The 25,312-nt window shown below is 67.2% G+C and carries 20 protein-coding genes and 1 pseudogene; 15 read left to right on the top strand and 6 right to left on the bottom strand.

The features are described 5' to 3' along the window. Window positions 1–3 precede the first annotated feature (3 nt). Window positions 4–903: an NAD(P)-dependent oxidoreductase gene (locus VAPA_RS10820; RefSeq protein WP_021006812.1), complete on the top strand. Its 900-nt coding sequence runs from the start codon at window positions 4–6 to the stop codon at window positions 901–903. 34 nt (window positions 904–937) lie between these two features. Beyond that, complete coding sequence (locus VAPA_RS10815) at window positions 938–1,276, top strand: antibiotic biosynthesis monooxygenase (protein WP_021006811.1); 339 nt, start codon at window positions 938–940, stop codon at window positions 1,274–1,276. Window positions 1,277–1,305: 29 nt separating this feature from the next. Here the strand turns inward: VAPA_RS10815 and VAPA_RS10810 are convergent, their stop codons facing one another. The 4 genes from VAPA_RS10810 to VAPA_RS10795 are packed head-to-tail and all read right to left on the bottom strand — an operon-like array spanning window position 1,306 to window position 4,402. After that, complete coding sequence (locus tag VAPA_RS10810; RefSeq protein ID WP_041946080.1) at window positions 1,306–1,716, bottom strand: DUF3830 family protein; 411 nt, start codon at window positions 1,714–1,716, stop codon at window positions 1,306–1,308. A 31-nt stretch (window positions 1,717–1,747) separates the two neighbouring features. Further along, a complete protein-coding gene (locus VAPA_RS10805; protein ID WP_021006809.1) occupies window positions 1,748–2,530 on the bottom strand; it encodes an amino acid ABC transporter ATP-binding protein in 783 nt (260 codons plus the stop codon). Window positions 2,531–2,539: 9 nt separating this feature from the next. Continuing rightward, window positions 2,540–3,433: a dihydrodipicolinate synthase family protein gene (locus tag VAPA_RS10800; protein ID WP_021006808.1), complete on the bottom strand. Its 894-nt coding sequence runs from the start codon at window positions 3,431–3,433 to the stop codon at window positions 2,540–2,542. 12 nt (window positions 3,434–3,445) lie between these two features. Further along, window positions 3,446–4,402, bottom strand: coding sequence for a dihydrodipicolinate synthase family protein (locus tag VAPA_RS10795; protein ID WP_021006807.1), 957 nt, complete (start codon window positions 4,400–4,402; stop codon window positions 3,446–3,448). Between the two features lie 177 nt (window positions 4,403–4,579). Here VAPA_RS10795 and VAPA_RS10790 point away from each other — a divergent pair, with 177 nt between their 5' ends. The 12 genes and pseudogenes from VAPA_RS10790 (at window position 4,580) to VAPA_RS10735 (ending at window position 21,255) form a co-directional block, all read left to right on the top strand. After that, window positions 4,580–5,590 carry a LacI family DNA-binding transcriptional regulator gene (locus VAPA_RS10790; RefSeq protein ID WP_021006806.1) on the top strand — a complete coding sequence of 337 codons (1,011 nt, stop codon included), beginning with the start codon at window positions 4,580–4,582 and terminating at the stop codon, window positions 5,588–5,590. A gap of 15 nt (window positions 5,591–5,605) precedes the next feature. Beyond that, entirely contained in the window at window positions 5,606–6,010 is a 405-nt protein-coding gene (locus VAPA_RS10785; RefSeq protein WP_021006805.1) for a tautomerase family protein, read from the top strand. A gap of 5 nt (window positions 6,011–6,015) precedes the next feature. Next, a complete protein-coding gene (locus VAPA_RS10780) occupies window positions 6,016–7,158 on the top strand; it encodes an acyl-CoA dehydrogenase family protein (RefSeq protein WP_021006804.1) in 1,143 nt (380 codons plus the stop codon). 13 nt (window positions 7,159–7,171) lie between these two features. Continuing rightward, a complete protein-coding gene (locus VAPA_RS10775; protein WP_021006803.1) occupies window positions 7,172–8,773 on the top strand; it encodes an acyl CoA:acetate/3-ketoacid CoA transferase in 1,602 nt (533 codons plus the stop codon). Continuing rightward, window positions 8,770–9,252 carry a MaoC family dehydratase gene (locus tag VAPA_RS10770; RefSeq protein WP_021006802.1) on the top strand — a complete coding sequence of 161 codons (483 nt, stop codon included), beginning with the start codon at window positions 8,770–8,772 and terminating at the stop codon, window positions 9,250–9,252. Before VAPA_RS10775 ends, VAPA_RS10770 begins: the two co-directional genes overlap by 4 nt. 67 nt (window positions 9,253–9,319) lie before the next feature. Further along, window positions 9,320–10,156, top strand: a complete 837-nt coding sequence (locus VAPA_RS10765; protein WP_230558991.1) for an ABC transporter substrate-binding protein — start codon at window positions 9,320–9,322, stop codon at window positions 10,154–10,156. A gap of 24 nt (window positions 10,157–10,180) precedes the next feature. Then, window positions 10,181–10,861 (top strand): amino acid ABC transporter permease, encoded by a 681-nt coding sequence (locus VAPA_RS10760; protein ID WP_021006800.1) that lies wholly within the window; start codon window positions 10,181–10,183, stop codon window positions 10,859–10,861. 51 nt (window positions 10,862–10,912) lie between these two features. Further along, window positions 10,913–12,342: pseudogene (gene hydA, locus VAPA_RS10755) on the top strand (dihydropyrimidinase). Window positions 12,343–12,390: 48 nt separating this feature from the next. Beyond that, on the top strand, window positions 12,391–14,118 hold the full coding sequence (locus VAPA_RS10750) for a hypothetical protein (protein ID WP_021006798.1): 1,728 nt from the start codon (window positions 12,391–12,393) through the stop codon (window positions 14,116–14,118). Window positions 14,119–14,460: 342 nt separating this feature from the next. Then, window positions 14,461–19,500: a beta strand repeat-containing protein gene (locus VAPA_RS10745; RefSeq protein WP_155248067.1), complete on the top strand. Its 5,040-nt coding sequence runs from the start codon at window positions 14,461–14,463 to the stop codon at window positions 19,498–19,500. Window positions 19,501–19,657: 157 nt separating this feature from the next. Beyond that, window positions 19,658–20,134: a MarR family winged helix-turn-helix transcriptional regulator gene (locus tag VAPA_RS10740; protein WP_047787770.1), complete on the top strand. Its 477-nt coding sequence runs from the start codon at window positions 19,658–19,660 to the stop codon at window positions 20,132–20,134. Window positions 20,135–20,247: 113 nt separating this feature from the next. Beyond that, window positions 20,248–21,255 (top strand): alpha/beta fold hydrolase, encoded by a 1,008-nt coding sequence (locus VAPA_RS10735; RefSeq protein ID WP_021006795.1) that lies wholly within the window; start codon window positions 20,248–20,250, stop codon window positions 21,253–21,255. A 21-nt stretch (window positions 21,256–21,276) separates the two neighbouring features. Here VAPA_RS10735 and VAPA_RS10730 read toward each other — a convergent pair whose 3' ends face one another. Together VAPA_RS10730 and VAPA_RS10725 are read right to left on the bottom strand one after the other, a co-directional pair. Then, entirely contained in the window at window positions 21,277–22,137 is an 861-nt protein-coding gene (locus VAPA_RS10730) for an isocitrate lyase/PEP mutase family protein (protein WP_021006794.1), read from the bottom strand. Between the two features lie 8 nt (window positions 22,138–22,145). Next, entirely contained in the window at window positions 22,146–23,123 is a 978-nt protein-coding gene (locus VAPA_RS10725) for a Bug family tripartite tricarboxylate transporter substrate binding protein (protein ID WP_021006793.1), read from the bottom strand. Window positions 23,124–23,323: 200 nt separating this feature from the next. Between VAPA_RS10725 and prpR the strand changes: the two genes are divergently transcribed. Continuing rightward, window positions 23,324–25,294: a propionate catabolism operon regulatory protein PrpR gene (prpR, locus tag VAPA_RS10720; protein ID WP_041946077.1), complete on the top strand. Its 1,971-nt coding sequence runs from the start codon at window positions 23,324–23,326 to the stop codon at window positions 25,292–25,294. Window positions 25,295–25,312: the final 18 nt, after the last annotated feature.

Genomic DNA, 25,312 nt, shown 5'->3' with positions numbered 1-25,312 from the left:
TCCATGGCCGCGAAGCCAGGCCAGCGCGTGGCCGTGATCGGCGTCGGCATCATGGGCTCGGCCATTGCACACCGCCTGCTCGAATGCGGCCATGCGGTGTGCGTGTTCGACCTCGACTCCGCCAAGGTCGCCGCGCTGGAGCAGCAAGGCGCGCACGCCGCCCGCACCGCGGCCACGGCCGCGGCGGCAAGCGACTTCGTCATCACCAGCCTCAACTCGGCTGCGGTGCTGGAGCGTGCGCTCTTCGGCGAGGCCGGGGTGGCCGCCGCCGCGCCCGCGGATCCGCACCGGCTGCTGATCGACATGTCTTCCATCGGCCCGGCCTCGACGCGCCGGCTCGCGCAGTCGCTGCGCGAGCGCACGGGCATGGGCTTCGTGGATGCGCCGTTGTCGGGCGGGGCTCCCAAGGCCCTGCTCGGGCAGCTGACGGTCATGGCGGGCGGCAGCGAGGACGACGTGGCGCGCGCACGCGCCGTGATGGACAGCCTGTGCGCCAACTACACCCGCATGGGCGGCAGCGGCGCGGGCCAGACCACCAAGCTGGTCAACCAGCTGCTTTGCGCCATCGGCTTCCAGGCCGTGGCCGAGGCAGTGCGGCTGGCGGAGGCCGGCGGCGTCGATGCGTCGAAACTGCACACCGCGCTGGCCGGAGGCCGGGCCGACAGCCAGATCCTGCGCGAGTTCGGCCCCAAGATGGCCGCGCGCGACTTCACGCCCACCGGCCGCATCGACAACATGCTCAAGGACCTCGAGGCCGTGCAGGCCTTTGCACAGGGCGAACGCCTGCCGCTGCCGCTGGCGGGCGCGGTCTCCGAGCTGCATCGCGCCTTCGTGGCGGCCGGGCTCGGGGCGCAAGACACGGCCGCCATGATGCGGCAGTTCAACGGCTACGCGCGCGACTGAAGCGCGTGTTGGCCACCCACAGAAAGAAGACCTCATGTTCATCCGCTGCGCGTTTTTCCGGGGCCGGGTCAAGGCCGGCATGGAAGAGGCTTTCGACCGCCACGTGCACGACAAGCTGGTGCCGCTGTGGACCCGCTTTCCCGGTGTGCTCGAAGTGCGCGTGCTGCGCCAGATCGAAAGCGACGTGAGCGATCCCGAACTGGCAATGGTGCTGTCGACCCGCTATGCGAGCCGGGAAGACATCGCGCATGCGCTCGATTCGCCTGTGCGCTACGAAAGCCGCGAGGCCTCGAAGCATCTGTTCGAGATGTTCGACGGCACGGTCTTTCACACGGTCTTCAGCGCCGAAGAATTTCCGCTCGCCAACCGTTGATGCGGCCGTAGCCGGCGCGCGAAGCCGCCTCAGAGCAATTCGAATGCAATGTCCTGCGCGCCCTGCCACAGCACCTTGTTGCCGAGGGCGCGCAACTGCTCCTTGCCTTCGACGATCGTCAGGAAGTGGTTGCCCGCGAGCGGCCCCATCTTGCTGGCGAAGCTGCAGCTGCCGTAGGCCAGGATGATCTCGGTCTCGCTGTAGCCGCCGGGGTAGAACAGGATGTCGCCGACGGAAGGATGGCTGGTGTGGTTCTCGAACCCGACGCCCAGTTCGAAGTCGCCCAGCGGAATCCAGCAGCCTTCGCCGCTCCAGCGCACATGGATGATCTTCTGCCGGTAGGGCAGCAGCCTGGTGAACGCAGCGACGGTCTTCGGTGCTTCCGGATTCGTTTCCGCGACGAAGCGCATGCCCGCCGCCTCAATGCCGATTCTTGCCATGAGTGATTGAAGTAAGTGAAGTAAGGGTCGATCAGTGCAGCAGCTGGCTCAGGAAAAGCCGGGTGCGTTCGTGTTTGGGGTTTGCGAAGAATTCCTGCGGCGCGGCCTGCTCGACGATGGCGCCCTGGTCCATGAAGATCACGCGATTGGCAACCTGGCGCGCGAAGTTCATCTCGTGCGTCACCGACAGCATGGTCATGCCGTCATCGGCCAGCGAGACCATGGTGTCCAGCACTTCCTTGACCATCTCGGGGTCGAGCGCCGAGGTCGGTTCGTCGAACAGCATGACCTTGGGACCCATGCACAGCGCCCGTGCAATGGCCACGCGCTGCTGCTGGCCGCCTGAGAGCTGCGACGGATACTTGTTGGCCTGCTCCGGGATGCGCACGCGCTCCAGGTACGACATGGCGACCTCTTTCGCCTGCCTGGGCGTGTACTTCTTGCTCCACACCGGCGCCAGCGTGCAGTTCTCGAGGATGGTGAGATGCGGAAACAGGTTGAAGTGCTGGAACACCATGCCGACGTCGCGCCGCACCGCGTCGATGCGCCGCATGTCGGCGGTGAGCTCGGCACGGTTCACCACGATCTGCCCCTGCTGATGCTCCTCGAGCCGGTTGATGCAGCGCAGCAGCGTCGATTTTCCCGAGCCCGAGGGTCCGCAGATCACGATGCGTTCGCCGCGCTGCACCTCGAGGTCGATGTCGCGCAGCACCTGGAAGTCGTCGTACCACTTCTGCACGCCGACCATGCGGATGACGAGTTCAGGCCGGCTGTCGGCGGTCGACGCGGGCGTGTTCGGTTGCAAGGCGCTCATGGGGATTCCTCAGGCGGTGGTGGTTTGAATCTTCAGGCCGAGCTCGTCGACCAGGCGCCTCGCGGCGGCGATGCCCTCGGGGCCCATCGGCAGGCGCGGCGGGCGCGGCGCGCCGACCGGCAGGCCCATGGCCGCGAGCAGTGCCTTGGTGCCCGCCACGTAGGACTGGCCGGCGACGAAGTCGATCATCGGAAAGTGCCTGAACGCCAGTGCGCGCGCTTCGGCCAGCTGGCCGGCCATGACGAGGTCGTACAGCCGCGCCATTTCGCGCGGAGCGCCGTTCGATGGCACGGCGGCCCAGCCCACCGCGCCCTCGACATACGACTCGAAGCCCATGATGCCGCCGAACACCGCCATGCGGCCTTCGGACAGCCGCATGATGTCGCGCACGCGGGTGACTTCGAGCGTCGATTCCTTGATGTAGCGGCAGTTGTCGATCTGCGAGAGCCGCGCCACCAGCGGCGGCTTCAGGTCGACGTTGGCGACGGCCGGGTTGTTGTAGACCATGATCGGAATGCCGATGGCGTCCGAGATGGTCCTGTAGTGCAGGAACAGCTCGTCGTCGGTGGGGGTGCAATAGAAAGGCGGCAGCACCATCACGCCGTCGGCGCCCTGCGCCTCGGCGCGGCGGCTCAGGCGCACGGCGGCGCGCGTGTCCTCGGCGGTGGTGCCGATGAGCACCGGCACGCGGCCGGCGGCGCGGTCGATCACGATCCGGGCGACGAGCGCGATCTCGTCGTCGGACATCGACATGAATTCACCCGTCGAGCCGAGCGGGATCAGGCCATGGATGCCGGATTCGATCTGCCAGTCGACATAGCGTTCGAGGGTGGGTACGTCGACGTTGCCTTCGGCATCGAAGGGCGTGACCATGATGGTGTAGGTGCCGCGGAAATCAGCCATGGAATGGATCGCTCAAGGGGACGGAAAAGAAGAAGAGTGGCCGGCATCCAGCAAGCCTGAGGCCAGCAGCGCCGCGCGAATGCGCGCCGTGTCGTCGGCCGGCACGGGCAGGAGCGGTGGGCGCGGGTCCGGATGGGGCAGGCGGCCGAGAAGATGCAGCGCCGTCTTCATGCGGTTGTGGGCGTCGAGGTAAGGCGCGCGGTAGAAGGCCCGGCACAGCGGCACCAGCCGCTCGTTGACCGCGCGGGCGGCCGCCAGGTCGCCGCGCGCGACGGCCTCGTGCAGCGCCACCAGCAGCCCGGCAGCCACGCTGCCCAGGCCCGAAAGAATGCCGTCCGCGCCATAGGCCAGCGAAGCGAACAGCCAGCTGTTGCTGCTGCTCAGCAGCGTGACCGGGCGTGGCAGTGCGCGCAGGGCCCGCAGGTTGTCCTCGTAGAACTCGGGAATGTCGCTGCCCTCCTTCACCGCCACGATGGCCGGCACATCCGTGCAAAGCTGCGCCAGCGTGTCGGTCGAGTAGGCGAGGCCCGAGGCGCGCGACAGCTGGAACAGCACGATCGGCAGGCTGCTCGCAGCGGCCACCTCGCTCACGAAGCGATGGGCCATGTCGGGGCGCGCGCCCGCGCCCTGCGCGAACACCGCCGGCGGAAACAGCAGCAAGGCCGAGGCGCCGGCCTGTGCCGCGTCCCGCGCCAATGCGCAGGCTTGGCGGGTGTCGTCGGCCACCACGCCGGCCACGACGGGCACTTCGCCGGCCGCGGCCACCGCAACCCGCACCACCTGGGTGCGCTCCGCGCGATCGAGCGACGTCGCCTCGCCCGCGTGTCCGTTGACCACCACCGCGCGCACGCCGGGCGTGCCGGCGACGTCGCGCACATGGGCGGCCAGCGCGTCGTCGTCGACGCGGCCGTCCGGCGTGAAGGGGGTCAAGGTGGCGGGCCAGATGCCGCCGACTCCGGAAATGTGCATGGCCATCCTGGTTGTCTAGTCGCGAAAGCCGGCAGTATGCAATAAAATTGGAATCGATTGCAATCATGTCCGACCGTACGGATCGAATTGCAATTTCTTCTTGACCGTCCACCTCCCGCAGAACTACGATAAAAAAATGCAATCGTTTACAAAACAATGCTTTCACGAGGTCGCGCCATGGCGGTGACGCTGCGCGACGTGGCCCGTGCCGCCGACGTTTCCATTGCCACGGCCTCGCGTGCGCTCGCTGGCTCCAGCCTGACCAATCACGCCACGCAGCGGCACGTGATCCAGGTGGCCGCCGCCCTCGGCTACCGCACCAACACCTTCGCCCGGGCGCTGAAGACCAAGCGCTCGCGGCTCATCGGCCTCACCGTGCACAACCTGGAGAACGCCTCGTTCCAGGTGCTCGCCTCGGTGGTGCAGACGCGCATGCAGGCGCTCGGCTACCAGGTCATCCTGAGCATCAGCGCCGACGACCCCGAGCAGGAGCGCGACATCTTCAAGACCCTCGTCGACCACAGCGTCGACGGCCTGATCGCCGTGCCCAACGGCGCCAACGGCGCCCAGCTGCTGGCCATGGAGCACGCCGACATCCCGGTGATCTGCGCGGTGCGCCGCGTCGAGGGCGCCACGCTCGAATCGGTGCTCGCGGGCGACCTCGACGGCGCCTATGCCGGCACGAAGCACCTGCTGGACCTCGGACACCGGCGCATCGGCCTGATCGTGGGCATGAGCGACACCACCTCCGGCAAGGAGCGCCTCGCGGGCTACAAGCGGGCCATGCAGGAAGCGGGCCTGCCCATCGATCCGGCGCTGATCCAGGCCGGCCGCTATGCGCCCGAGACCGGCGTGACGGCCGCCAACGCGCTGCTGTCGATGCCCACGCCGCCTTCGGCCCTCTTCGTGGCCAACCACGAGTCCTCGCTCGGCGTGCTGCGCGTGGTGTCGGAGCGCGGGCTGCTGATTCCCGACGACCTGTCGCTGCTGTTCTACGAAGACTCGCCGTGGTTCGAGTGGCAGCGCCCCGCCATCAGCGTGGTGGACAGCGGTGCCGCCGAAATGGCCAACCTCGCGGTCGACCGGCTGGTGCAGCGCCTGGGCGGCGTGGCCAACAGCGGCCGCGAATACCGGGTCGGCTCGCGCCTGATCCAGCGCGCCTCCTGCCGTGCCATCGCGCCGACCTGAAACAACTTCTCCCACATGCCCTATCTCGAAATCCTGGCGCCGAGCGCGCCCGAAACCCGCAAGCGCGCCGCCAGCCGCGCACTGACCGACGGCGTCGTCACATCGTTCGGCGTCGAGCCCTCGACCGTCACGCTGTACTTCATGCCCGTCGCGCCCCACGACTACGCCCATGAGGGCCAGCTGGGCCACGACGGCGCCGGCGGGGGCACGCGCGTGTTCGTCAAGGTGCATGCCTACCGCCGCACACCGGCCCAGCGCCGCGCGCTGGCCGCCGCCATCACGCCTGCGCTGGCGGCCTGCTTCGCCACCACCGGCGACAACGTGGCCGTCTATTTCCTCGACCGCGAACGCGACGAAGTCGCGCACGACGGCCATCTGGCCAGCGACGAAGCCGAGCAGCAACCCGATCACACCGCCTGAAGACCATGACCCATTTCCTCACCGAAGACCAGATCTCGCTGCGCGACACCGCGCGCCGCTTCGCCGAGGGCGAAGTGCTGCCGCGCGCCGCGGCCATCGACCGCGAGGACAAGTTCGACCGCGTGCTGTACCGCGGCATGGCCGAGCTCGGCCTGTTCGGCGTGAGCCTGCCCGAGGCGGCCGGCGGCTCGGGCTTCGACACCGTCAGCACCTGCCTCGTGATGGAAGAGCTGGCGCGCTGCTCGGGCGCCATCGGCAACGCGTTCGCGATTCCCGTCGAGGCGGCGCTGTTCCTGCACCACCACGGCAACGAGAGCCAGAAGGCGCTGATCCCGGGCATCCTCGACGGCTCCATCGTCATGGCCACCGCCATGTCCGAGCCCGACTTCGGCTCCGACGTGGCCAGCATCACCACCACCGCGCGCGCCGCGGACGACGGCTGGTTGCTCAACGGCACCAAGGCCTGGGTCACGCTCGGCGGCGTGGCCGATCGCATCATGGTGTTCGCGCGCACCGGCAAGGAAGCCGGCCACAGGTCGATCAGCTGCTTCATGGTCGATGCGCACCAGGCCGGCGTGAGCCGCGGCAAGAACGAGGAACTGCTCGGCATGCACGGCCTGGAAGACTGCCAGATCGTGCTGCAGGACGTGCGCGTGCCCAGGAGCGCGCTGATCGGCGCCGAGAACCAGGCCTTCAAGACGGCCATGGGCAACTTCAACTTCAGCCGCCTGCTGATGTCGTCGATGGCGCTCGGCATGGCGCAGGCCGCGATGGAAGACGCCGTGGCCTACGCCACCACGCGCAAGCAGTTCGGCGAGCCGATCATGAACTTCCAGGCCATCCAGTTCATGGTGGCCGACATGGCCACCGACATCGCCGCGGCGCGTTTGCTCATTCATCACGGCGCGCGGCTGCAGGACGCCGGCCACGCCATCGCCAAGGAAGGCGCGCAGGCCAAGCTCTTCACCACCGACATGGCGATGCGCCACGTGTCGAACGCGCTGCAGATCCACGGCGGCAACGGCTACTCGCGCGACTATCGCATCGAGCGCATCTTTCGCGACGTGCGCCTGGCGCAGATCTACGAAGGCACCAACCAGATCCAGCGCCTGATCATCTCGCGCCAGGTCGTCAAAGAACTGGCCTGAGGACGCGGCCATCATGATCGACTGCATCACCCCCGACGCCGCCGCCGCGCTGCTGCGCGATGGCGACATGGTGCTGGCCGGCGGCAACGGCGGATCGGGCGTGCCCGAAGCCGTGTTCGAAGCCATCGAGCGGCGCTTCACGGCCGGCGACGGCCCGCACGACCTCACGCTGTTCCACGTCACCGGCGTGGGCGCGCTCACCGAGAAGGGGCTGTGCCACTTCGCGCACCCGGGGCTGGTGCGCCGCGTGATCGGCGGCAACTTCGGCATGCAGCTGCCGTTCATGAAGATGATCCTCGCGCAGGACGTGGAGGCCTACAACTTCCCGCAGGGCGTCATGACGCACCTGTGCCGCGCCATGGCGGGCCGCCAGCCCGGCGTGCTCACGCACGTGGGCCTCGAAACCTACATGGACCCGCGCCAGGACGGCGGCCGCATGAACGCGCGCACCACCGAGGCGCTGGTCGAGCTGGTGCACGTGGCCGACCGCGACTGGCTGTTCTACCGCGCGCCCGGCGTGCCGAACGTGGCGCTGATCCGCGGCACCTCGGCCGACGAGGACGGCTACGTGAGCATGGAACACGAAGCCACCGCGCGCGAAGACCTCTCGATGGCGCAGGCCGTGCACAACGCCGGCGGCATCGTCATCTGCCAGGTCAAGCGCATCGTGAAGCGCGGCACGCTGCATCCGCACATGGTCAAGATCCCGGGCTTCCTGATCGATCATTTCGTGGTCGAGCCCGAGCAGATGCAGACCTACACCACGTGCTACGACCCGGCGCGCTGCGGCGAGACCGTGGTGCCGGCTTCGAGCATCGCGCCCGACCCGCTCGATGTGCGCCGTGTGGTGGCAAGGCGCGCGGCCTTCGAGCTGCGTCCGCGCGACGTGGTGAACCTCGGCGTGGGCATCTCCGCGATGATTCCCAACGTGGCCTCGGAAGAAGGCATTGCCGACCTGATCACGCTCACGGTCGAATCGGGCGTGGTCGGCGGCGTGCCCGGCCATGCGCGCGAGTTCGGCACCTCGGTCAACCCGCGCGCGATCCTCGACCAGTCCTACCAGTTCGACTTCTACGACGGCGGCGGCCTGAGCTGCGCGTTCCTTTCCTTCGCGCAGGTCGATCCGCAAGGCAACGTCAACGTCACGCGCTTCGGCAAGCGCTACGACGGTGCGGGCGGCTTCATCAACATCACGCAGAACACGCAGCGCCTGGTGTTCAACGGCTCGCTCACCGGCGGTGACTTCGACATCGGCGTGGCCGATGGCGAACTCAAGATCCGCCGAGACGGTGCGTTCAAGAAGTTCGTGCCGGCGGTCGACCAGATCAGCTTCTCGGGACGGCTCGCGCGCGAGCGCGGCCAGCAAGTGAGCTTCGTGACCGACCGCGCCGTGTTCGAACTCGAAGCCGACGGGCTCGTGCTCACCGAGATCGCACCCGGCGTGCGCCTGAAGGAGGACGTGCTCGAGAAGATCGGCTTCGAGGTGCGCATCAGCGAGCAGCTGCGCACCATGGACGCACGCATCTTCCGCAACGGCCCCATGGGCGTGCACGACGAGTTCATTGCGAAGGCACCACGCCACGCAGGCAACGCGGCACAAGGAGAGCAAGCATGAGTGACGTGTATTTCGAAGACGTGGTCATCGGCACCGAGCTGCGCAGCGAAAGCCATGTCGTGAGTGCAGAAGACATCGGCCGCTTCTGCGAGCTCACGCACGACCACCATCCATTGCATACCGACGCGGACTACGCGCAATCGCGCGGCTTTCCGGGCGTCATTGCGCACGGGCTGTTCGGCCTCTCGCTGATGGAAGGGCTGAAGACCGCCTTGAAGATCTACGAGAACAGTTCCATCGCTTCGCTCGGATGGGATCAGGTCCGGTTCTTGCGACCTGTGGTTGCAGGCGATGCGGTGCACGTGGTGTTCTGCTTCACCGACAAACGTCTCTCGGCGCGTGGCGGCCGCGGCGTGGTGACCGAGAGCCTGCAGCTCGTCAACCAGCGCGCGGAGCCCGTGATCGAAGCCGTACACGTGGCGCTGGTCGCATGCCGGCAAGCGGCCGATGTGGCCGATGTGGCCGATGCGACGACCTGACTTCGATGGCCCCGAGTTCTTCTCCTTTTCATTCCTTTCCTGTCTTCAACGAAAGCATCTCATGCACATGATCAAACTGTCCCTGGGTTTCTTCGTCGGCCTCGTGCTGAGTGGCTCGGTCCTCGCCCAGACCTGTACGCCCAAGGTCTCCGCCGAGCACCTGACCGCGCCCGGCAAGCTCCAGATGTCCACCAACCCGACGCTGCCGCCGCAGCAGTTCGTCGACAGCAAGGGCGAGCTCCAGGGGCTCAACATCGAGCTCGGCCGCGCCGTCGCAAAGAACCTGTGCCTCGAGCCCGTCTTCGTGCGCATGGACATGCCGCCGATGGTGCCCGCGCTGCAGGCCGGCCGCTTCGACGTGATCAACACCGGCCTGTTCTGGACCGAGGAGCGCTCCAAGCTGATGTTCCAGGTGCCGTACGGCCAGCAATCGATGAGCATCTACACCGTGCCCAACAGCAAGCTCGCCGTGAGCAAATTCGAAGACCTCTCGGGCCACGTCGTCGGCATCGAGACCGGCACTTACGCCGAGCGCAAATCGCGCGAATCGAACGCGGCCATGGTCGCCAAGGGCATGGCGCCGATCGATTTCCGCACCTTTGCAACGGCCTCCGAAACCACGGCCGCACTGCGCGCCGGACAGCTCGAAGCGGGCATCAACATCGACGAGACGGCCATTGCTTTTGAAGAGCGCGGCATCGTCAACATCCGTGCGAGCGGCCTCTACGGCACCGACATCACGCTGTCGTTCCGCGACCGCGCGGTCGCCGAAGCCGTTGCGCAGGCCCTGACCGACCTGAAGGCCGACGGCACCTACGACAAGCTGTTCGACAAGTTCCGCATGACGCGCCTGAAGGACACCACCAAGTTCGCGATCCGCGGCCCCGGCCCGGCACCGAAGTAAGCGAGTCGAGCAAAGGGCCCGGCCGTGTTCAATTTCGATGCCTTCCTGTCCTACTTCGTCAACCCGTTCCTCCTGGGGGGCGTGGGAATCACGATCGGACTGACCATTGCGACCATCGCGATCGGTCTTGCCCTGGCGCTGCCCCTGGCGCTGGGCAGCATGTCTTCGCATCGATTCCTGTCGGCGCCGGCGCGCTTCTACATCTGGGTGTTCCGCGGTACGCCGCTGCTGGTGCAGATCGTCATCATCTACACTGGCCTGCCGCAGCTGGGCCTGCGCTTCGACGTGCTGACCTCCGCGGTGCTGGCACTGAGCCTGAACGAAGCGGCGTACCTGTCGGAGACGATCCGCGGCGGATTCTCCGCCATCGCCAAGGGGCAGATCGAAGCAGCCAAGGCGCTGAGCCTGTCGCGCTTTGCCACCCTGCGACTGGTGACGCTGCCGCAGGTGCTGCGCGTGATCATTCCGCCGCTGGGCAATTCGGTGAACGGCCTGCTCAAGGCCACCTCGCTGGCCTCGGTGATCTCGATGGAAGAGCTGATGCGCCGCGCCCAGGTGCTCATGCAGGAGAAATTCGAAGTGCTCGAACTCTATTGCGTCGCGGCCTGCTTCTACCTGGTGCTGACCACGCTCTGGGACCGTGTGCAGGTGCGCCTGGAACGCCACTACGGCAGGGGCTACGCGGCGGCGCGCGGCGCGGCCTGACCCAGGGCGAGGCGCAACGCCTTTCCAGTTCGAACCAGACTCACCCGAACCATGTCCAACCCAGCCTTTGACTTTGACCTTGTCGTGCGCAACTCGCGCGTCGTCACCGCTTCGGACACCTTCGACTGCGACATCGGCATTCGCGGTGGGCGCATCGTCCAGCTCGGGATGAAATGGGTGCCGGCACTCGCGAGATCGATGCGGCCGGCCGCACCGTCACGCCCGGCGGTGTCGACGCCCACTGCCACCTCGACCAGCCGATGCCGCCGCCGACGCGCAACGCCGACGACTTCGACACCGGCACGCGCAGCGCGGCCTGCGGCGGCACCACCACCGTGATTCCGTTCGCCGCGCAGCAAAAGGGCCAGTCGCTGCGCGCCGCGGTCGAGGACTACCGTGCCCGCGCGGCCGGCAAGGCGCACGTCGACTACGCCTTCCACCTGATCGTGAGCGACCCGACGCCCACGGTGCTGAACGAGGAGCTGCCGGCGCTCATCCGTGAAGGCTTCACCTCGTTCAAGATCTACATGACTTACGACGACATGAAGCTGGACGACGGCCAGATCCTCGACGTGCTCGACGTCGCGCGGCGGCACGGCGCCATGGCCATGATCCATGCTGAGAACTCGGACTGCATCGAGTGGCTCACGCGCCGCCTCGAAGCGGCCGGTCGCACCGCGCCGCGCTTCCATGCGCATGCACGGCCGATGCTGGTGGAGCGCGAGGCCACGCACCGCGCGATTGCGCTGGCCGAACTGGTCGACGTGCCGATCCTGGTCGTGCACGTGTCGGGCCGCGAGGCGGTGGAACAGATCCGCTGGGCGCGCGCGCACGGCCTGAACGTGTTCGCCGAGACCTGCCCGCAATACCTCTTCCTCACGGCCGAAGACCTGGGCATCGACGACAGCTACCAGGGCGCCAAGTGCGTGTGCAGCCCGCCGCCGCGCGACAAGGCCAACCAGCAGGTGATCTGGGACGGCCTCAACGATGGCCTCTTCACCGTGTTCTCGTCGGACCATGCACCCTTCAAGTACGACGCACCCGAGGGCAAGAAACCCGGTGGCGAGGAGGTGGCGTTCCGCCACATCCCCAACGGCATCCCCGGGATCGAGACGCGCATGGCGCTGCTGTGGTCCGAAGGCGTGCTGGCCGGCCGCATGACGCCGCACCGCTTCGTCGACCTCACCGCCACCGGACCGGCCAAGGCCTACGGCCTGCACCCGCGCAAGGGCACGATCGCGATCGATGCCGACGCCGACCTGGTGGTCTGGGACGAGCGCGAGTTCGTCCTGAAGAACGAGCAGCTGCATCACGAGGTCGACTACACGCCCTACGAAGGCATGACGCTGCGGGCGTGGCCCGGCGTCACGCTCAGCCGCGGCGAGGTCGTATGGAGCCGCGACGATGGTTTTAGCCCGATGCCCGGGCGCGGCGAGCTGCTGCACTGCGGCGTGCCGACATTGATGCCCAGACCCGCCTGACCGTCGCCGAGAAGATCTTCGCGTGAGTGGCGCGGCACAATCGCCTGCGTGCCGCTCCTCGAACACTGCCTGCCTGCCGGCCTCGCGTTGGCCCTTGCCTTCGCCGCGCCCGTGGCGCGGGCGGCGGACCCCGTGCTGCTCGTCACCACCCCGGCCGCCCTGCAGGCCGCGGAAAAAAACGGCGCCGGCTTCGCCCACTGGATCGGCGAAGTACCCGCTTCGGCCGACGGCATCACGAGCAACCAGGCGCTGATGCGCGCACCGGCGTGGCAATCCATCGCCACGCCGCTCGGCGACAGCATCGCGCGCATCCAGCGCAGCGACCGGCAGGCCGGCGTCGGCATCTCGCGCTATCCGCACCGGCTGTTCGATGCGCGCTGGCTTGCGAGCCCCGACGCATTCTTCGAGCTGGTGGGCGTCGCCAACCGCATGGACCGCCGGCCGTTCCGGAGCGGCGCCTGCGGCGAGACGCGGCTGGTGTACCGGCTCGCCTACCGCACCGCCGCGATGCAGTCGCGCCTGCCGATGACCGTCAACGTGGAACTGCGCGGCGATGCGCCAGACGCCGACGGCAGTTGCGCGAGCGCCGCACGGCGCTGGCAGCCGCCGCAGCCCTCGATGCGGGACGAGGCGCTCGGCCGCTGGCTGGTGTCGGCCGACGGTCCGCTGGCGCCGCAGCGCCTCGCGCCCGCACGCATCGCACAGATCACCACCAACCTGCAGAGCGTGCGCTGGCCCTCGGCCGTGCGGCCCGATCTCGGCGGCCATGCGGAGTACGTGCTGCGTGCCTTCCGCTGGAATGCCGGCACGCGGCGCTTCGACGTGGCGCCGCTCGAGAACACTCCCGATGTCGCGCGGCTCAAGGCCAGTGCCCCGCTGCGCAAGGAGCTGCGGCAATGGCTGCAGCAGCCCGCCAACCTGCGCGCGCTGGACGAGGCCACCCTGCAACTCCCCGAGAAGTTCCTGGCGACCGAGGCCATCTCGGTGGCACCGCGCGGTCTTGCGCGGCTGGCGAACCGGCCGTTCGCACAGGTCTTCCCGCCCGGCGAATGGCAGGCCGTGCCCGGCAGCCGCACGCTGCAATCGCCGCAGACGCTGCTGCGCCGCCTCGACGACCTCAGCTGCATGGGCTGCCACCAGAGCCGCGCGGTCGCGGGCTTTCACCTGCTCGGTGTCGACCGGCGCGGCGCATCGCGCACCTTCACGGCGGGCAACGCGTTGGCGCTGCCGCATTCACCGCACCTGCAGGACGAACTGGCGCGGCGCGGCCGCTATGTGCACGCCGCGCTGTCCGCGCCGCAGCCCGATCCGTTCCGGCCGCTCGCCGAACCGGACATCGCGAGCACCGCGGCGGAAAGGGCCACGGTCGGCGCGAGCTGCGAGCCCACCCGCATCACGCAGTCGGCCAACCCGTGGCTGGACCGCGCCGAAAAACTGCCGCGCGTCGCCTGCGAAGGCACGTTCTCCGTGTGCGAGAGAACCTCGGTCGGCTTTCCCGGCGGCATGTGCTCGGGCCCTTGCGATCCGCTCGACAGCAATGGCACCTGCGGCGGAATCGCCATCCTCAGCGACTTCAACCAGTGCCTGGCGGCGAGCAAGCCCTTTGGCGAATGCCTGGGCAAGCACACGCGGCCCGGCAACCTGCGCAGCTGCTCGGCGCAGCAGCCCTGTCGCGACGACTTCATCTGCGCCCAGGCCGAGGGCCAACCCGAAGGCCGCGGGGCCTGCATACCGCCCTACTTTCTCTTCCAGATGCGGGTGGACGGGCACTCCTGACGCGCAATGCTCGTCCGTCGGCCTGCGCGTCATCCTTTGGGTGACAACTTTCAGCCTATGGACAGGGCACAGGCTGGCGGTTCAGCATCGATCTCTTGTCGATTTGGTTGACGGGCAGCGCCTTTCCCCAAGTTGCACCGCTCCTATCGGCGAAATTTTCCGACCATGGAGGTGTTTATGCCTGCGTTGAATATGACGGCCGGCTCGACCGTTACTCTTGACGAATCCGCCACTTTGCAGAACCTTGCCGCTACGCCCGCTGTTGCGGGAGACAGTAACGACAATGACATTTCCGCAAGCTCGCTGCCGACGGCCTTCAGCAGTCGCCTGACGGCGCAGGGTGTGGGAACCGCCATCAACGCCGCACTGAGCGGCTATGACGGCACCAATACCGGCACCAACGCATTCACATTCAGCGTATCCGGCACGGTCACCGATGTTTCATTTACGGACGCGAACGGCGCTTTGCTCAATGGTTTCGACAGCGGCCTCGATACCGCCGACGGCGAAGATATTTTCCTGTACACCGACACGACCAACAACAACATCGTCTACGGAAAGACGGCCCTCAATGTCGTCGTGTTCGCGGCCTACCTGGAGGAAACGGGAAGCCCGGTGACGGGCGCCAAGCTCTGGACGGTCCAGTATGAAGCGATATCGAACCCGGATGCTTCGAACCCGGACGACGCCGTCAATCTTGCGGACAAGCTATTTGTGTCGGTCGCTTCGGCCAGCGAGTTTTCATTTGCGAATGTGCCCTCAGGCCAGAACCTGTTCGCGATGTTCGGCAATGCAACCGCCGCGATCGTCGTGACTGGCAAGAATCCGGCGAACGAATCGACCGGAGTCAACATCAACACCGGCGACACGGTCAATACCAGTCTGGGAGGCGGGCTCACGACCATTGGCACCAACAACCAGATGATCGACCCGCCCAGTGCCAAGAACCCTGGCGAGGGGATGTACTTCACCTTCGTGACTGGCGCCAACGCCGACGATACGGTTCCCAATCTCGATCAGAACGAGGCCGACGAAGAATCGAACATCGATTTCACCGGCCTTCTCGGCACCACTGAGGCGTCTTTCACCATCGCGCAATTGCAGCCCAACAAAGCCGCCACCCTCAAGATCAGCGCCTTTACGACGGTGCTGGCGTCTGGCGACGCATATGTGGACAACCTGCAAAATAATACGGCGATCAATATCAGCTCGGTCGTCGTTCGCGATTCCGCTGGACAACTGGTCACGGGCCTTTCCATCGATCTCAGCGGCGACACCGCTGTTATCAGCGGAATCAAGGCCGGCTATGTCATCGAGTACCAGACGGATGCCAACCACAACCGCGTATTGATCGAGAACGTCGGATCGGCCACCAACAACAATCTCAACGCCAGTTTCGACATCGGCGGTTTCAGCCTGCCCAAGTTCGAGCAGGCGACGGGAGAAGTCGGCTCCATGATGGTCTTCGAGGACGACGGCCCGTCCGTCGTGCTGGCAGCGCCCACCGACACGGCGCTGGTCAACACGCAGGACGCCGACACCATCGGCGCCGCCACCGACTCCGCCACCCAGGACTTCTCGACCGCCTTCGGCGTGGCATCGAGCAGCTACGGCGCCGACGGGGCGGGCACCACCGTCTCGAGCTTCGCGCTCGGCGTGGCCACGCAGGGCGGCGACTCCGGGCTCAAGAGCGACGGCGCCACCATCTACCTGTACGTGGTGAGCGGCAAGGTCATCGGTTCGACATCCGGCACGGAAGCCGGAATTCTTGCCACCAACACCATTTTCGACCTGGCCGTGAGCGCAATCGGTTCGGTGACCTTGCAGCAGTTTGCCGAGATCGACCACGCGCTGCCGGGTGATTCGTCCAACTATGCGGACCAGGAGGCCACGCTGGCCGACACGCTGATCACCCTGACCAACACGGTGACGGTCACCGACGGGGATGGCGACACCGCGAGCGATTCGAAGGTGCTCAATATCGGTGCCAACATCAAGTTCGACGACGACGGCCCGTCCGTCGTGCTGGCAGCGCCCATCGACACGGCACTGGTCAACACGCAGGACGCCGACACCATCGGCGCCGCCACCGACTCCGCCACCCAGGACTTCTCGACCGCCTTCGGCGTGGCATCGAGCAGCTATGGCGCCGACGGGGCGGGCACCACCGTCTCGAGCTTCGCGCTCGGCGTGGCCACGCAGGGCGGCGACTCCGGGCTCAAGAGCGACGGGGCGGTCATCAGGCTGTACCTGGTGAGCGGAAATGTCATCGGTTCGACGGCCGCCACCGAAGCCGACATCACGGCCGGCAACACCATCTTCGACGTCACAGTCAGTGGCACCGGTTCGGTGACGCTGCAGCAGTTTGCCGAGATCGACCACGCGCTGCCGGGTGATTCGTCCAACTATGCGGACCAGGAGGCCGCGCTGGCCGACACGCTGATCACCCTGACCAACACGGTGACGGTCACCGACGGGGATGGCGACACCGCGAGCGATTCGAAGGTGCTCAATATCGGTGCCAACATCAAGTTCGACGACGACGGCCCGTCCGTCGTGCTGGCAGCGCCCATCGACACGGCGCTGGTCAACACGCAGGACGCCGACACCATCGGCGCCGCCACCGACTCCGCCACCCAGGACTTCTCGACCGCCTTCGGCGTGGCGTCGAGCAGCTATGGCGCCGACGGGGCGGGCACCACCGCTTCGAGCTTCGCGCTCGGCGTGGCCACGCAGGGCGGCGACTCCGGGCTCAAGAGCGACGGCGCCACCATCTACCTGTACGTGGTGGCCGGCAAGGTCATCGGTTCGACATCCGGCACGGAAGCCGGAATTCTTGCCACCAACACCATTTTCGACCTGGCCGTGAGCGCAAGCGGCTCGGTGACGCTGCAGCAGTTCGCCGAGATCGACCACGCGCTGCCGGGTGATTCGTCCAACTATGCGGACCAGGAGGCCACGCTGGCCGACACGCTGATCACCCTGACCAACACGGTGACGGTCACCGACGGGGATGGCGACACCGCGAGCGATTCGAAGGTGCTCAACATCGGTGCCAACATCAAGTTCGACGACGACGGCCCGTCCGTCGTGCTGGCAGCGCCCATCGACACGGCACTGGTCAACACGCAGGACGCCGACACCATCGGCGCCGCCACCGACTCCGCCACCCAGGACTTCTCGACCGCCTTCGGCGTGGCATCGAGCAGCTATGGCGCCGACGGGGCGGGCACCACCGTCTCGAGCTTCGCGCTCGGCGTGGCCACGCAGGGCGGCGACTCCGGGCTCAAGAGCGACGGCGCCACCATCTACCTGTACGTGGTGGCCGGCAAGGTCATCGGTTCGACATCCGGCACGGAAGCCGGAATTCTTGCCACCAACACCATTTTCGACCTGGCCGTGAGCGCAAGCGGCTCGGTGACGCTGCAGCAGTTCGCCGAGATCGACCACGCGCTGCCGGGTGATTCGTCCAACTATGCGGACCAGGAGGCCACGCTGGCCGACACGCTGATCACCCTGACCAACACGGTGACGGTCACCGACGGGGATGGCGACACCGCGAGCGATTCGAAGGTGCTCAATATCGGTGCCAACATCAAGTTCGACGACGACGGCCCGTCCGTCGTGCTGGCAGCGCCCATCGACACGGCACTGGTCAACACGCAGGACGCCGACACCATCGGCGCCGCCACCGACTCCGCCACCCAGGACTTCTCGACCGCCTTCGGCGTGGCATCGAGCAGCTACGGCGCCGACGGAGCGGGCACCACCGTTTCGGCCTTCGCGCTCGGCGTGGCCACGCCGGGCGGAGCATCCGGACTCACGAGCGACGGCGTCTCAATCAAGCTGTACCTGGTGAGCGGGAATGTCATCGGTTCGACGGCCGCCACTGCGGGCGCCATCACGGCTGGCAACACCATCTTCGACCTGGCCGTGAGCGCAACCGGTTCGGTGACCTTGCGACAGTTTGCGGAAATCGACCACGCGGGGCCGGGCGTGTCGTCCAACTTTGCGGCCCAGCAGGCCACGATGGCCGACACCTTGATCACCCTGACCAACACGGTGACGGTCACCGACGGGGATGGGGACACCGCGAGCGATTCCGAGGTGCTCAATATCGGTGCCAACATCAAGTTCGACGACGACGGCCCGACGGTGACCGCGATCTCCGACCTCACCGGAGCGAACGACGGCCTGCCCATTGCCGGAACCTACAACTTCTCCGTGGGCGCGGACGACGTGGACAACGCGTCGACCGACGGCATCGTGCTGAACAGCCTGACCGGCACGACCGGCGGCGGGCGGGCCATCACCGATGCGGTCGTCTCGCACTTTGCCGAAGACGCCACCACGGTCACCTACAACTTCAGCTTCAACTACTACCCGGGGCCCACGTCGACGACGACGCAGGCGGCAACCGGCACGGTCGTCTTCAACAAGACCGACGGTACCTTTGCCTTTGACATGGATCAGCTCATCGGTGGACAAACGACGTTCTCCACGAGCTCGCCGCTGGCTTCGTTCAACTACGACACTGAAGGCAACAACTCGCCCGAGATCGTGGTCCAGCAGTACAGCAGCGACTTCTTCGGCGTGCTGTCCGCCAGTTCCGCCAGGCCTCCGAGCGACTCCGGCGATCTGATGTCGGGCAACGATCACGCGTTCACGACGGGCGAAATCTTCACCAGCGAGAGTACGGCCTTCGTCAACGTCGCAACCAACACCCTCGGGGTCAACTCCGACACCGTCCAGGCTGGCGAGCTGCTGAACTTCGACTTCTACAGGTCGAATCCGGTGAGCAACCCCACTTCGACGAGTCCGCCGCAACAGCCTGGCGCAGCCATTGTCGGGACGGACAAGGCCTATGCCGACGCAATCGACATCACGATCGACCAGATCACGGACGGCGAAGACGTGGCGATCCTGCTGAAGTTGTTCGATGCGTCAACCAACACCACCACGACCCGGCTGCTGATCGCCAACTCTGCGACGGACTATCAATCGGCCGGAGGAGGCACGAAGATCGTCAGCATCGGCGAGGACGACTACAACAGCGCCATCTACCAGATCGCGGGCGTGCAGGTGCTGAGCAGCACCGAAGACCTCACTGGCACGGGCATCAGCCTGAGCACCCATGACACGGTCAACCTGACCTCGGCGGGGATGAACTATGCCGATACGGCGGACAACGATGTGTTCAAGATCATCAAGATCGATGTGATCACAGAAACGACCATCAACTCGGACGTGGACCTGAACTTTGCAGGCCAGCTGATCGACGGCGATGCGGACTACGCGAACTTCGACTTCGACGTGCACCTGGAGATCGATGGCATCGCCAACCTGATCGGCACGACCAACCAGCCAACGGCGATCGCGTAGCGGGCTCTCAAGCAAGGGGGCAAGGGGGCGGCAGAAATGCCGCCCCCTTTTCATCTGGCTTGCGCCAGGTGTACAAACGCCGGAGTTGCTCGTTGCTCATCAGGCACTTGCCTCCTATCGCTTGCAATTAGATCGCATGCGATATATCATCCGGCCCATGCCTGCCAAGCACCCCTCCATCCAATCCGCCGGCGCCCCCCAAGGCGACGCACTGGCGCTGGATGAGCAGCTCTGCTTCGCGCTCTATTCGACGATGCTGAGCCTCAACAAGGTGTACCGCGGGCTGCTGCGCGACCTGGACCTCACCTACCTGCAATACCTCGTCATGCTGGTGCTGTGGGAGCAGGACGGCATCAACGTGTCCGAGATCTGTGCGCGGCTGTCGCTCGAAACGACCACCCTCACCCCCCTCCTCAAGCGGCTCGAAGCACACGGCCTCATCCAGCGCGTGCGGTCGGCAACGGACGAACGGCAGGTGATCGTGTCGCTCACCGCCGAAGGCCGCGCACTACGCGGCAAGGCCAAGGCCCTTCCGTCATGCCTCGCACAGGCCATGGAGCTGTCGCCAAAGGACATCGTCAAGCTGCGCACGCAGTTGCGAACGCTGCGTTCCAACCTCGACAGGAACGCGTGATGGTCTGCCACATCCGCCTTCCTGCTTTTTTTCCTCAATTATATCGCACGCGATATTCATATGAACGATAGTTTTAGCCATCATTAACCACGACGTCAAAGAAGGAACGCACCATGTCCGCAAACAGCAAGAATCTCACCGCCACCCCGACCCGCCGCAGCCTGCTGGCCGGCGGTGCTTCCATTGCAGCCGGAGCCCTCGTGGCGACCGGCTTCTCCAAGGCGGCGTCCGCCGCTTCCACCGCCGCGCCGAAAGCCGGCGCGGTTCACGCCTCTTCGAAAGGAAAGCAGACCATGAGCAACACCATCGTCACCAAGGACGGCACCCAGCTTTACTTCAAGGACTGGGGTTCGGGCCAGCCCGTCGTGTTCAGCCACGGCTGGCCGCTCAATTCCGACAGCTGGGAATCGCAGATGCTGTTCGTGGCATCGCAGGGCTACCGCGCCGTGGCGCACGACCGCCGCGGCCACGGCCGCTCGAGCCAGCCCTGGAACGGCAACGACATGGACACCTATGCCGACGACTTGGCGACGGTCATCGAGACGCTGGACCTGAAGAACGCCATCCTGGTCGGCTTCTCGACGGGCGGCGGCGAGGTGGCGCGCTACATCGGCCGCCACGGCACCCAGCGCGTGGCCAAGGCCGCGCTGATCTCGGCCGTGCCGCCGCAAATGCTGAAGACCGCCGCCAACCCCGGCGGCCTGCCGATGGAAGTGTTCGACGGCCTGCGCGCAGCGCAACTCGCCAACCGCTCGCAGTTCTACAAGGACGTGCCCTCGGGCCCGTTCTTCGGCTTCAACCGGCCGGGCGCCAAGGTCTCGCAGGGACTGATCGACTCGTGGTGGGCGCAGGGCATGCTCGGCGGCCACAAGAACACCTATGACTCGATCAAGGCCTTCTCGGAAACCGACTTCACCGAAGACCTGAAGAAGTTCGACGTGCCCACGCTGATCGTCCACGGCGACGACGACCAGATCGTGCCGATCGGCGCGTCGGGCCTGGCCTCGGCCAAGCTGGTGAAGAACAACAAGCTCATCGTCTACCCCGGCGCACCGCACGGCCTGACCGACACGCACAAGGACAAGTTCAACGCCGACCTGCTGGCGTTCATCAAGTCCTGAGCGGGCCGGGCGTCGCGCCGCTCAGGCGTAGCGGCGCTCCAGCGCATCCCATTCGGGCTTGCCGACGAGCCGCTGGCGCTCCGCGAACGGGGTGACCAGCGCGGGGTCTTCGTCGAGGCGCCTTGTGTCACGCAGGACCGTCAGCGCCTTCTGCATGCCGGCCACCGCGCCCTGCAGCGCGGCATTCGCATAGAGCACGAGCCCGTAGCCCATGCCGCCGAGCTCCCGGGCACCGAAGATGGGCGTCTTTCCGCCGACCACCATGTTCATGAGCTGCGGGCGATCCAGGCGCTGCGGCAAGGCGCGGATCTCGTCGGCACTGGTCACCGCTTCGACGAACAGGATGTCGGCGCCGGCCTCCGCGAATCTCTGTGCGCGCTCGATGGCCGCCTCGAAGCCGTGCACCGCGCAGGCATCGGTGCGCGCCAGGATCAGCAGGTCGGCGTCCTGCCTGGCATCGGCCGCGGCCTTGATCTTGTTGACGGCCTCCTCGGTGGAAATCACGTCCTTGCCCGAGAAGTGGCCGCAGCGCTTGGGCGCGACCTGGTCCTCGAACTGGATGCAGTCGGCGCCCGCGCGCTCCAGCGTGCGCACGGTGTGGCGCACGTTCAACGCATTGCCGAAGCCCGTGTCGGCATCGACGATCAGCGGCAAGCCGACGGCATCGCGGATGCGCGCCGTGTGGTCGGCCATCTCGGCCAGCCCCACGAAGCCCTGGTCCGGCAGGCCGAACCACATGTTGGTGACGCCGGCGCCGGTGATGTAGATCGCCTCGAAGCCCAGGTCTTCGACGACCTTGGCCGACAGCGCATTGAAGGCGCCCGGCACCAGGGCGCCGCGGCGGGCCTCCACCAGGGCGCGAAGTCGTTGCTTGGTGTTCATGGATGTGCTCACTTTTCCTGCATCCGGGCGGCCTTGACGATCTCGCCCAGGCGCTTGCGTTCGGCATCGGTGAACTTCACGAACTCCTGGCGCGTACCGCCGATGGGCTCGATGCCCAGGCCCTTGAGCTTGGCCACCGTGGCAGGTTCGCGCATGGCCTTGTCCACGGCGGCGGCCAGCTTGTCGAGGATGTCGTCGGGCGTGCCGCGCGGCGCATGAAGGCCGGCCCAGTGCGCGATCTGCAGATCGGCAAAGCCCTGCTCCACGGCCGTGGAGAGTTCCGGATACGCCGAGATGCGCTGCGTCCAGGTGGTGGCCAGCGCCTTGAACTTGCCATCGCCGCGGATGTGTGGCAGCGCGATGATGCTGGCTTCGGACGTGCCCTCGACCTGCCCGCCGAGCACGGCCGTGGTGCTCTCCGAACCACTCTTGTACGGCACGGGCTGCAGCTTGGCGCCGTACTTCACGTTGAGCATCTCGGCCACGAAGTGCGGCGTGCTGCCGGTGCCGGCGGTGGCAAAGTTGAAGCCCACGCCCTTCTTCGAGGCCTCGACGAAATCGCGCAGGTTGTCGTAGGGCGCCGACTTGGGCACCACCACCACCGAAGGCGCCAGTCCGATCATGACCGCCGGCACCAGGTCTTCGTCCTTGAAGGGCAGCGACTTCTTGATCATGCTGTTGGAGATGACGCCGGCCGCGCTGATCAGGAAGGTGTAGCCATCGGGCGCGCTCTTGGCCACCAGGTCGGCACCGAGCGAGCCGCCCGCGCCGGGCCGGTTGTCGATGATGACGGGCTGGCCCAGCACCTTCGCTGCGCCTTCCGCCGCCGCACGCGCCATGAGGTCGTTCGCACCGCCCGGCGCGAACGGAACGACGAAGCGGATGGTCTTGGCAGGCCAGGCCTGCGCCTGTGCGGACAGCGGCAGGACGCAGGCCAGCACGGCGGCAGCGGCGTTGGCCATGGCGAAGCGGCGGTTGAGTTTCATGGGGTCTCCTGGGTATGTGAGCGGACCAGCGTTCCGCGGGGTTGTCTCGGGTTCTGCGCAAACGCCGTACCACCGACCCGGGGCGCACCCGATTCGTCCTAAGTCGTTGATTTCAAAGGCGTCCACGAGGCCTTACGGTGCCGCACCTGCACCAGCCATTTCAGTTGGTTTTCACCAATGACACAATGAAACCAACTGAAATGAACAAACCGCCCATGGTCTCGCCCTCCTCGTCCTCATCCGCCGCGCCCCGCCCGCTGCATATCGTCGCCGTGGCCCGCCATCGGCTGGGCCGCGTGCTCGCGCGGCTGATCCCTGAACTGGCCGCCGAGGCGCACATCGAGCTGGTCGGACATGCCTTCGACGACGCCGTGGCCGCCGTGCGCGCACTGCATGCCCGCTCTCCCGTCGACGCGGTGGTGGCCGCGGGCGCCAGTGGCGAATGGCTGCGCCAGCACCTGGACATCCCGGTGGCGATGGTGGAGGTGCGCGGCTTCGACCTGATGCGCGCACTGGCCGCCGCGCGCGCCATCTCGCCCAAGGTGGGCCTGGTTTCGTTCGACGGCCCGTCGGAGCATCTGGCGCAGCTGGACGCCCTGTTCGCCATGGGCATCGCGCAGTTCAGCTACCGCAGTCCGGACGATGCACCCGCCTGCGTGGAGGCGCTGCGCGCGGCCGGCGTCGGGGCGGTGGTCGCGCCCGGGCTGGTGTCCGATCTGGCCGAACAGGCCGGCATGGCCAGCGTGCTGATGTATTCCGACGACGCGGTGCGCCAGGCGCTGCAGGACGCCGTGCACCTGGCCCGCCACAGCCGCGCGGACCGCGCGCGCCACGAACGGCTGGGCACCATTCTCGGCCAGTTGCAGGACGGCGTGGTCGCGGTCGACGTGCGCCAGCGCATCGAGGCCCTGAACCCCGTGATGGCAGACCTGCTGGGCGCGCCGGTGGCCGAACTCGCCGGCCGCGTGCTGAGCGACGTGGAGCCCGTGCTGGACCTGGGCGCCACGCTGCTCCTGCGCGAAACCCCGCCCGAGGAGGTGCTGCAGATCGGCATGCGCACGCTGGTCGTGCGGCGCGCGCCCATCGTCGAAAACGGCGAGGTCACCGGCGCGCTGCTGGTGTGCCGCGACCCGGCCGTCATCCAGCGCGCCGACCGCCACTTGCGCGCCAACCAGCGGCAACGGGGGGCCCCCGCGCGCTACCGGATCGAGGCCTTTGCCGGCGACAGTGCCCCGGCGCGGCGCGTGCGCGAGCTGGCGGCGCAGTGCGCGGCCAGCGACGCCACCGTCCTCGTCATCGGCGAGAGCGGCACCGGCAAGGAACTGGTGGCGCAGGGCATCCACACGGCCAGCCGGCGCGCGTCGCAGCCCTTCCTGGCGGTGAACTGCGCCGCGCTGAGCGAGAGCCTGCTCGAAAGCGAGCTGTTCGGCTACGAGGAAGGTGCCTTCACCGGCGCGCGGCGCGGCGGCAAGACCGGCCTGATCGAAGCCGCCCATACCGGCACCCTGTTCCTCGACGAGATCGGCGACATGCCGCTGGCGCTGCAGACGCGGCTGCTGCGTGTGTTGCAGGAGCGCGAGGTGCTGCGCCTGGGCGCGACCGCGCCGGTGCCGGTGGACCTGCGTGTGATCGCGGCCACGCATGCCGATCTCGCGGCGCAGGTGGAGCGCGGCCTGTTCCGCCGCGATCTGTACTACCGGCTTGCGGTGCTGCGCATCGAGACGCCGCCGCTGCGCGAGCGCGGCGGCGACATCGCTGCCCTGGCGGCCAGCCTGTTGGCGCGCCGCCGCGGCGCGGCGGGCGTGCCGGCGGCGCCGGCATCGGCCTGGCTCGCGGCCCTGCTGGAGCTGGCCGCGGGCTACAGCTGGCCCGGCAATGTGCGGGAGCTGGAGAATCTTGTCGAGCGCCTGCTGGCCTGCCACGGCTACCTGTCACCGGCCGGCCGGCTCGACCGCGACCGGCTGCTCGAGGTGTTCCCGGAATGCACGCAGGCCCGCCCGGCGCCGGTGCGCGAACGCCTGCTCAAGGGCGCTCGGGTTGCCGCGGAGCGACAGCGCGTGCGCGAAGTGCTTCAGTCGGTGCAGGGCGACCAGAACCAGGCCTGCGCCATCCTCGGCATCAGCCGCTCGACGCTGTGGCGGCGGCTGCGCGAGGAAGAACCGGCCGCATGAGCCGCCACGAGGGATCGC

This window comes from Variovorax paradoxus B4, assembly GCF_000463015.1.
Taxonomy (GTDB): domain Bacteria; phylum Pseudomonadota; class Gammaproteobacteria; order Burkholderiales; family Burkholderiaceae_C; genus Variovorax; species Variovorax paradoxus_E.
Note: the sequence above shows the minus strand (reverse complement) of the source record. Positions and strands in the feature narration are given on the sequence as shown.

Coding starts and splice junctions, on each gene's coding strand:
- VAPA_RS10820 (WP_021006812.1), top strand. CDS start 4: ATGGCCGCGAAGCCAGGCCAGCGCGTGGCCGTGATCGGCGTCGGCATC.
- VAPA_RS10815 (WP_021006811.1), top strand. CDS start 938: ATGTTCATCCGCTGCGCGTTTTTCCGGGGCCGGGTCAAGGCCGGCATG.
- VAPA_RS10810 (WP_041946080.1), bottom strand. CDS start 1,716: ATGGCAAGAATCGGCATTGAGGCGGCGGGCATGCGCTTCGTCGCGGAA.
- VAPA_RS10805 (WP_021006809.1), bottom strand. CDS start 2,530: ATGAGCGCCTTGCAACCGAACACGCCCGCGTCGACCGCCGACAGCCGG.
- VAPA_RS10800 (WP_021006808.1), bottom strand. CDS start 3,433: ATGGCTGATTTCCGCGGCACCTACACCATCATGGTCACGCCCTTCGAT.
- VAPA_RS10795 (WP_021006807.1), bottom strand. CDS start 4,402: ATGCACATTTCCGGAGTCGGCGGCATCTGGCCCGCCACCTTGACCCCC.
- VAPA_RS10790 (WP_021006806.1), top strand. CDS start 4,580: ATGGCGGTGACGCTGCGCGACGTGGCCCGTGCCGCCGACGTTTCCATT.
- VAPA_RS10785 (WP_021006805.1), top strand. CDS start 5,606: ATGCCCTATCTCGAAATCCTGGCGCCGAGCGCGCCCGAAACCCGCAAG.
- VAPA_RS10780 (WP_021006804.1), top strand. CDS start 6,016: ATGACCCATTTCCTCACCGAAGACCAGATCTCGCTGCGCGACACCGCG.
- VAPA_RS10775 (WP_021006803.1), top strand. CDS start 7,172: ATGATCGACTGCATCACCCCCGACGCCGCCGCCGCGCTGCTGCGCGAT.
- VAPA_RS10770 (WP_021006802.1), top strand. CDS start 8,770: ATGAGTGACGTGTATTTCGAAGACGTGGTCATCGGCACCGAGCTGCGC.
- VAPA_RS10765 (WP_230558991.1), top strand. CDS start 9,320: ATGATCAAACTGTCCCTGGGTTTCTTCGTCGGCCTCGTGCTGAGTGGC.
- VAPA_RS10740 (WP_047787770.1), top strand. CDS start 19,658: ATGCCTGCCAAGCACCCCTCCATCCAATCCGCCGGCGCCCCCCAAGGC.
- VAPA_RS10735 (WP_021006795.1), top strand. CDS start 20,248: ATGTCCGCAAACAGCAAGAATCTCACCGCCACCCCGACCCGCCGCAGC.
- VAPA_RS10730 (WP_021006794.1), bottom strand. CDS start 22,137: ATGAACACCAAGCAACGACTTCGCGCCCTGGTGGAGGCCCGCCGCGGC.
- VAPA_RS10725 (WP_021006793.1), bottom strand. CDS start 23,123: ATGAAACTCAACCGCCGCTTCGCCATGGCCAACGCCGCTGCCGCCGTG.
- prpR (WP_041946077.1), top strand. CDS start 23,324: ATGAACAAACCGCCCATGGTCTCGCCCTCCTCGTCCTCATCCGCCGCG.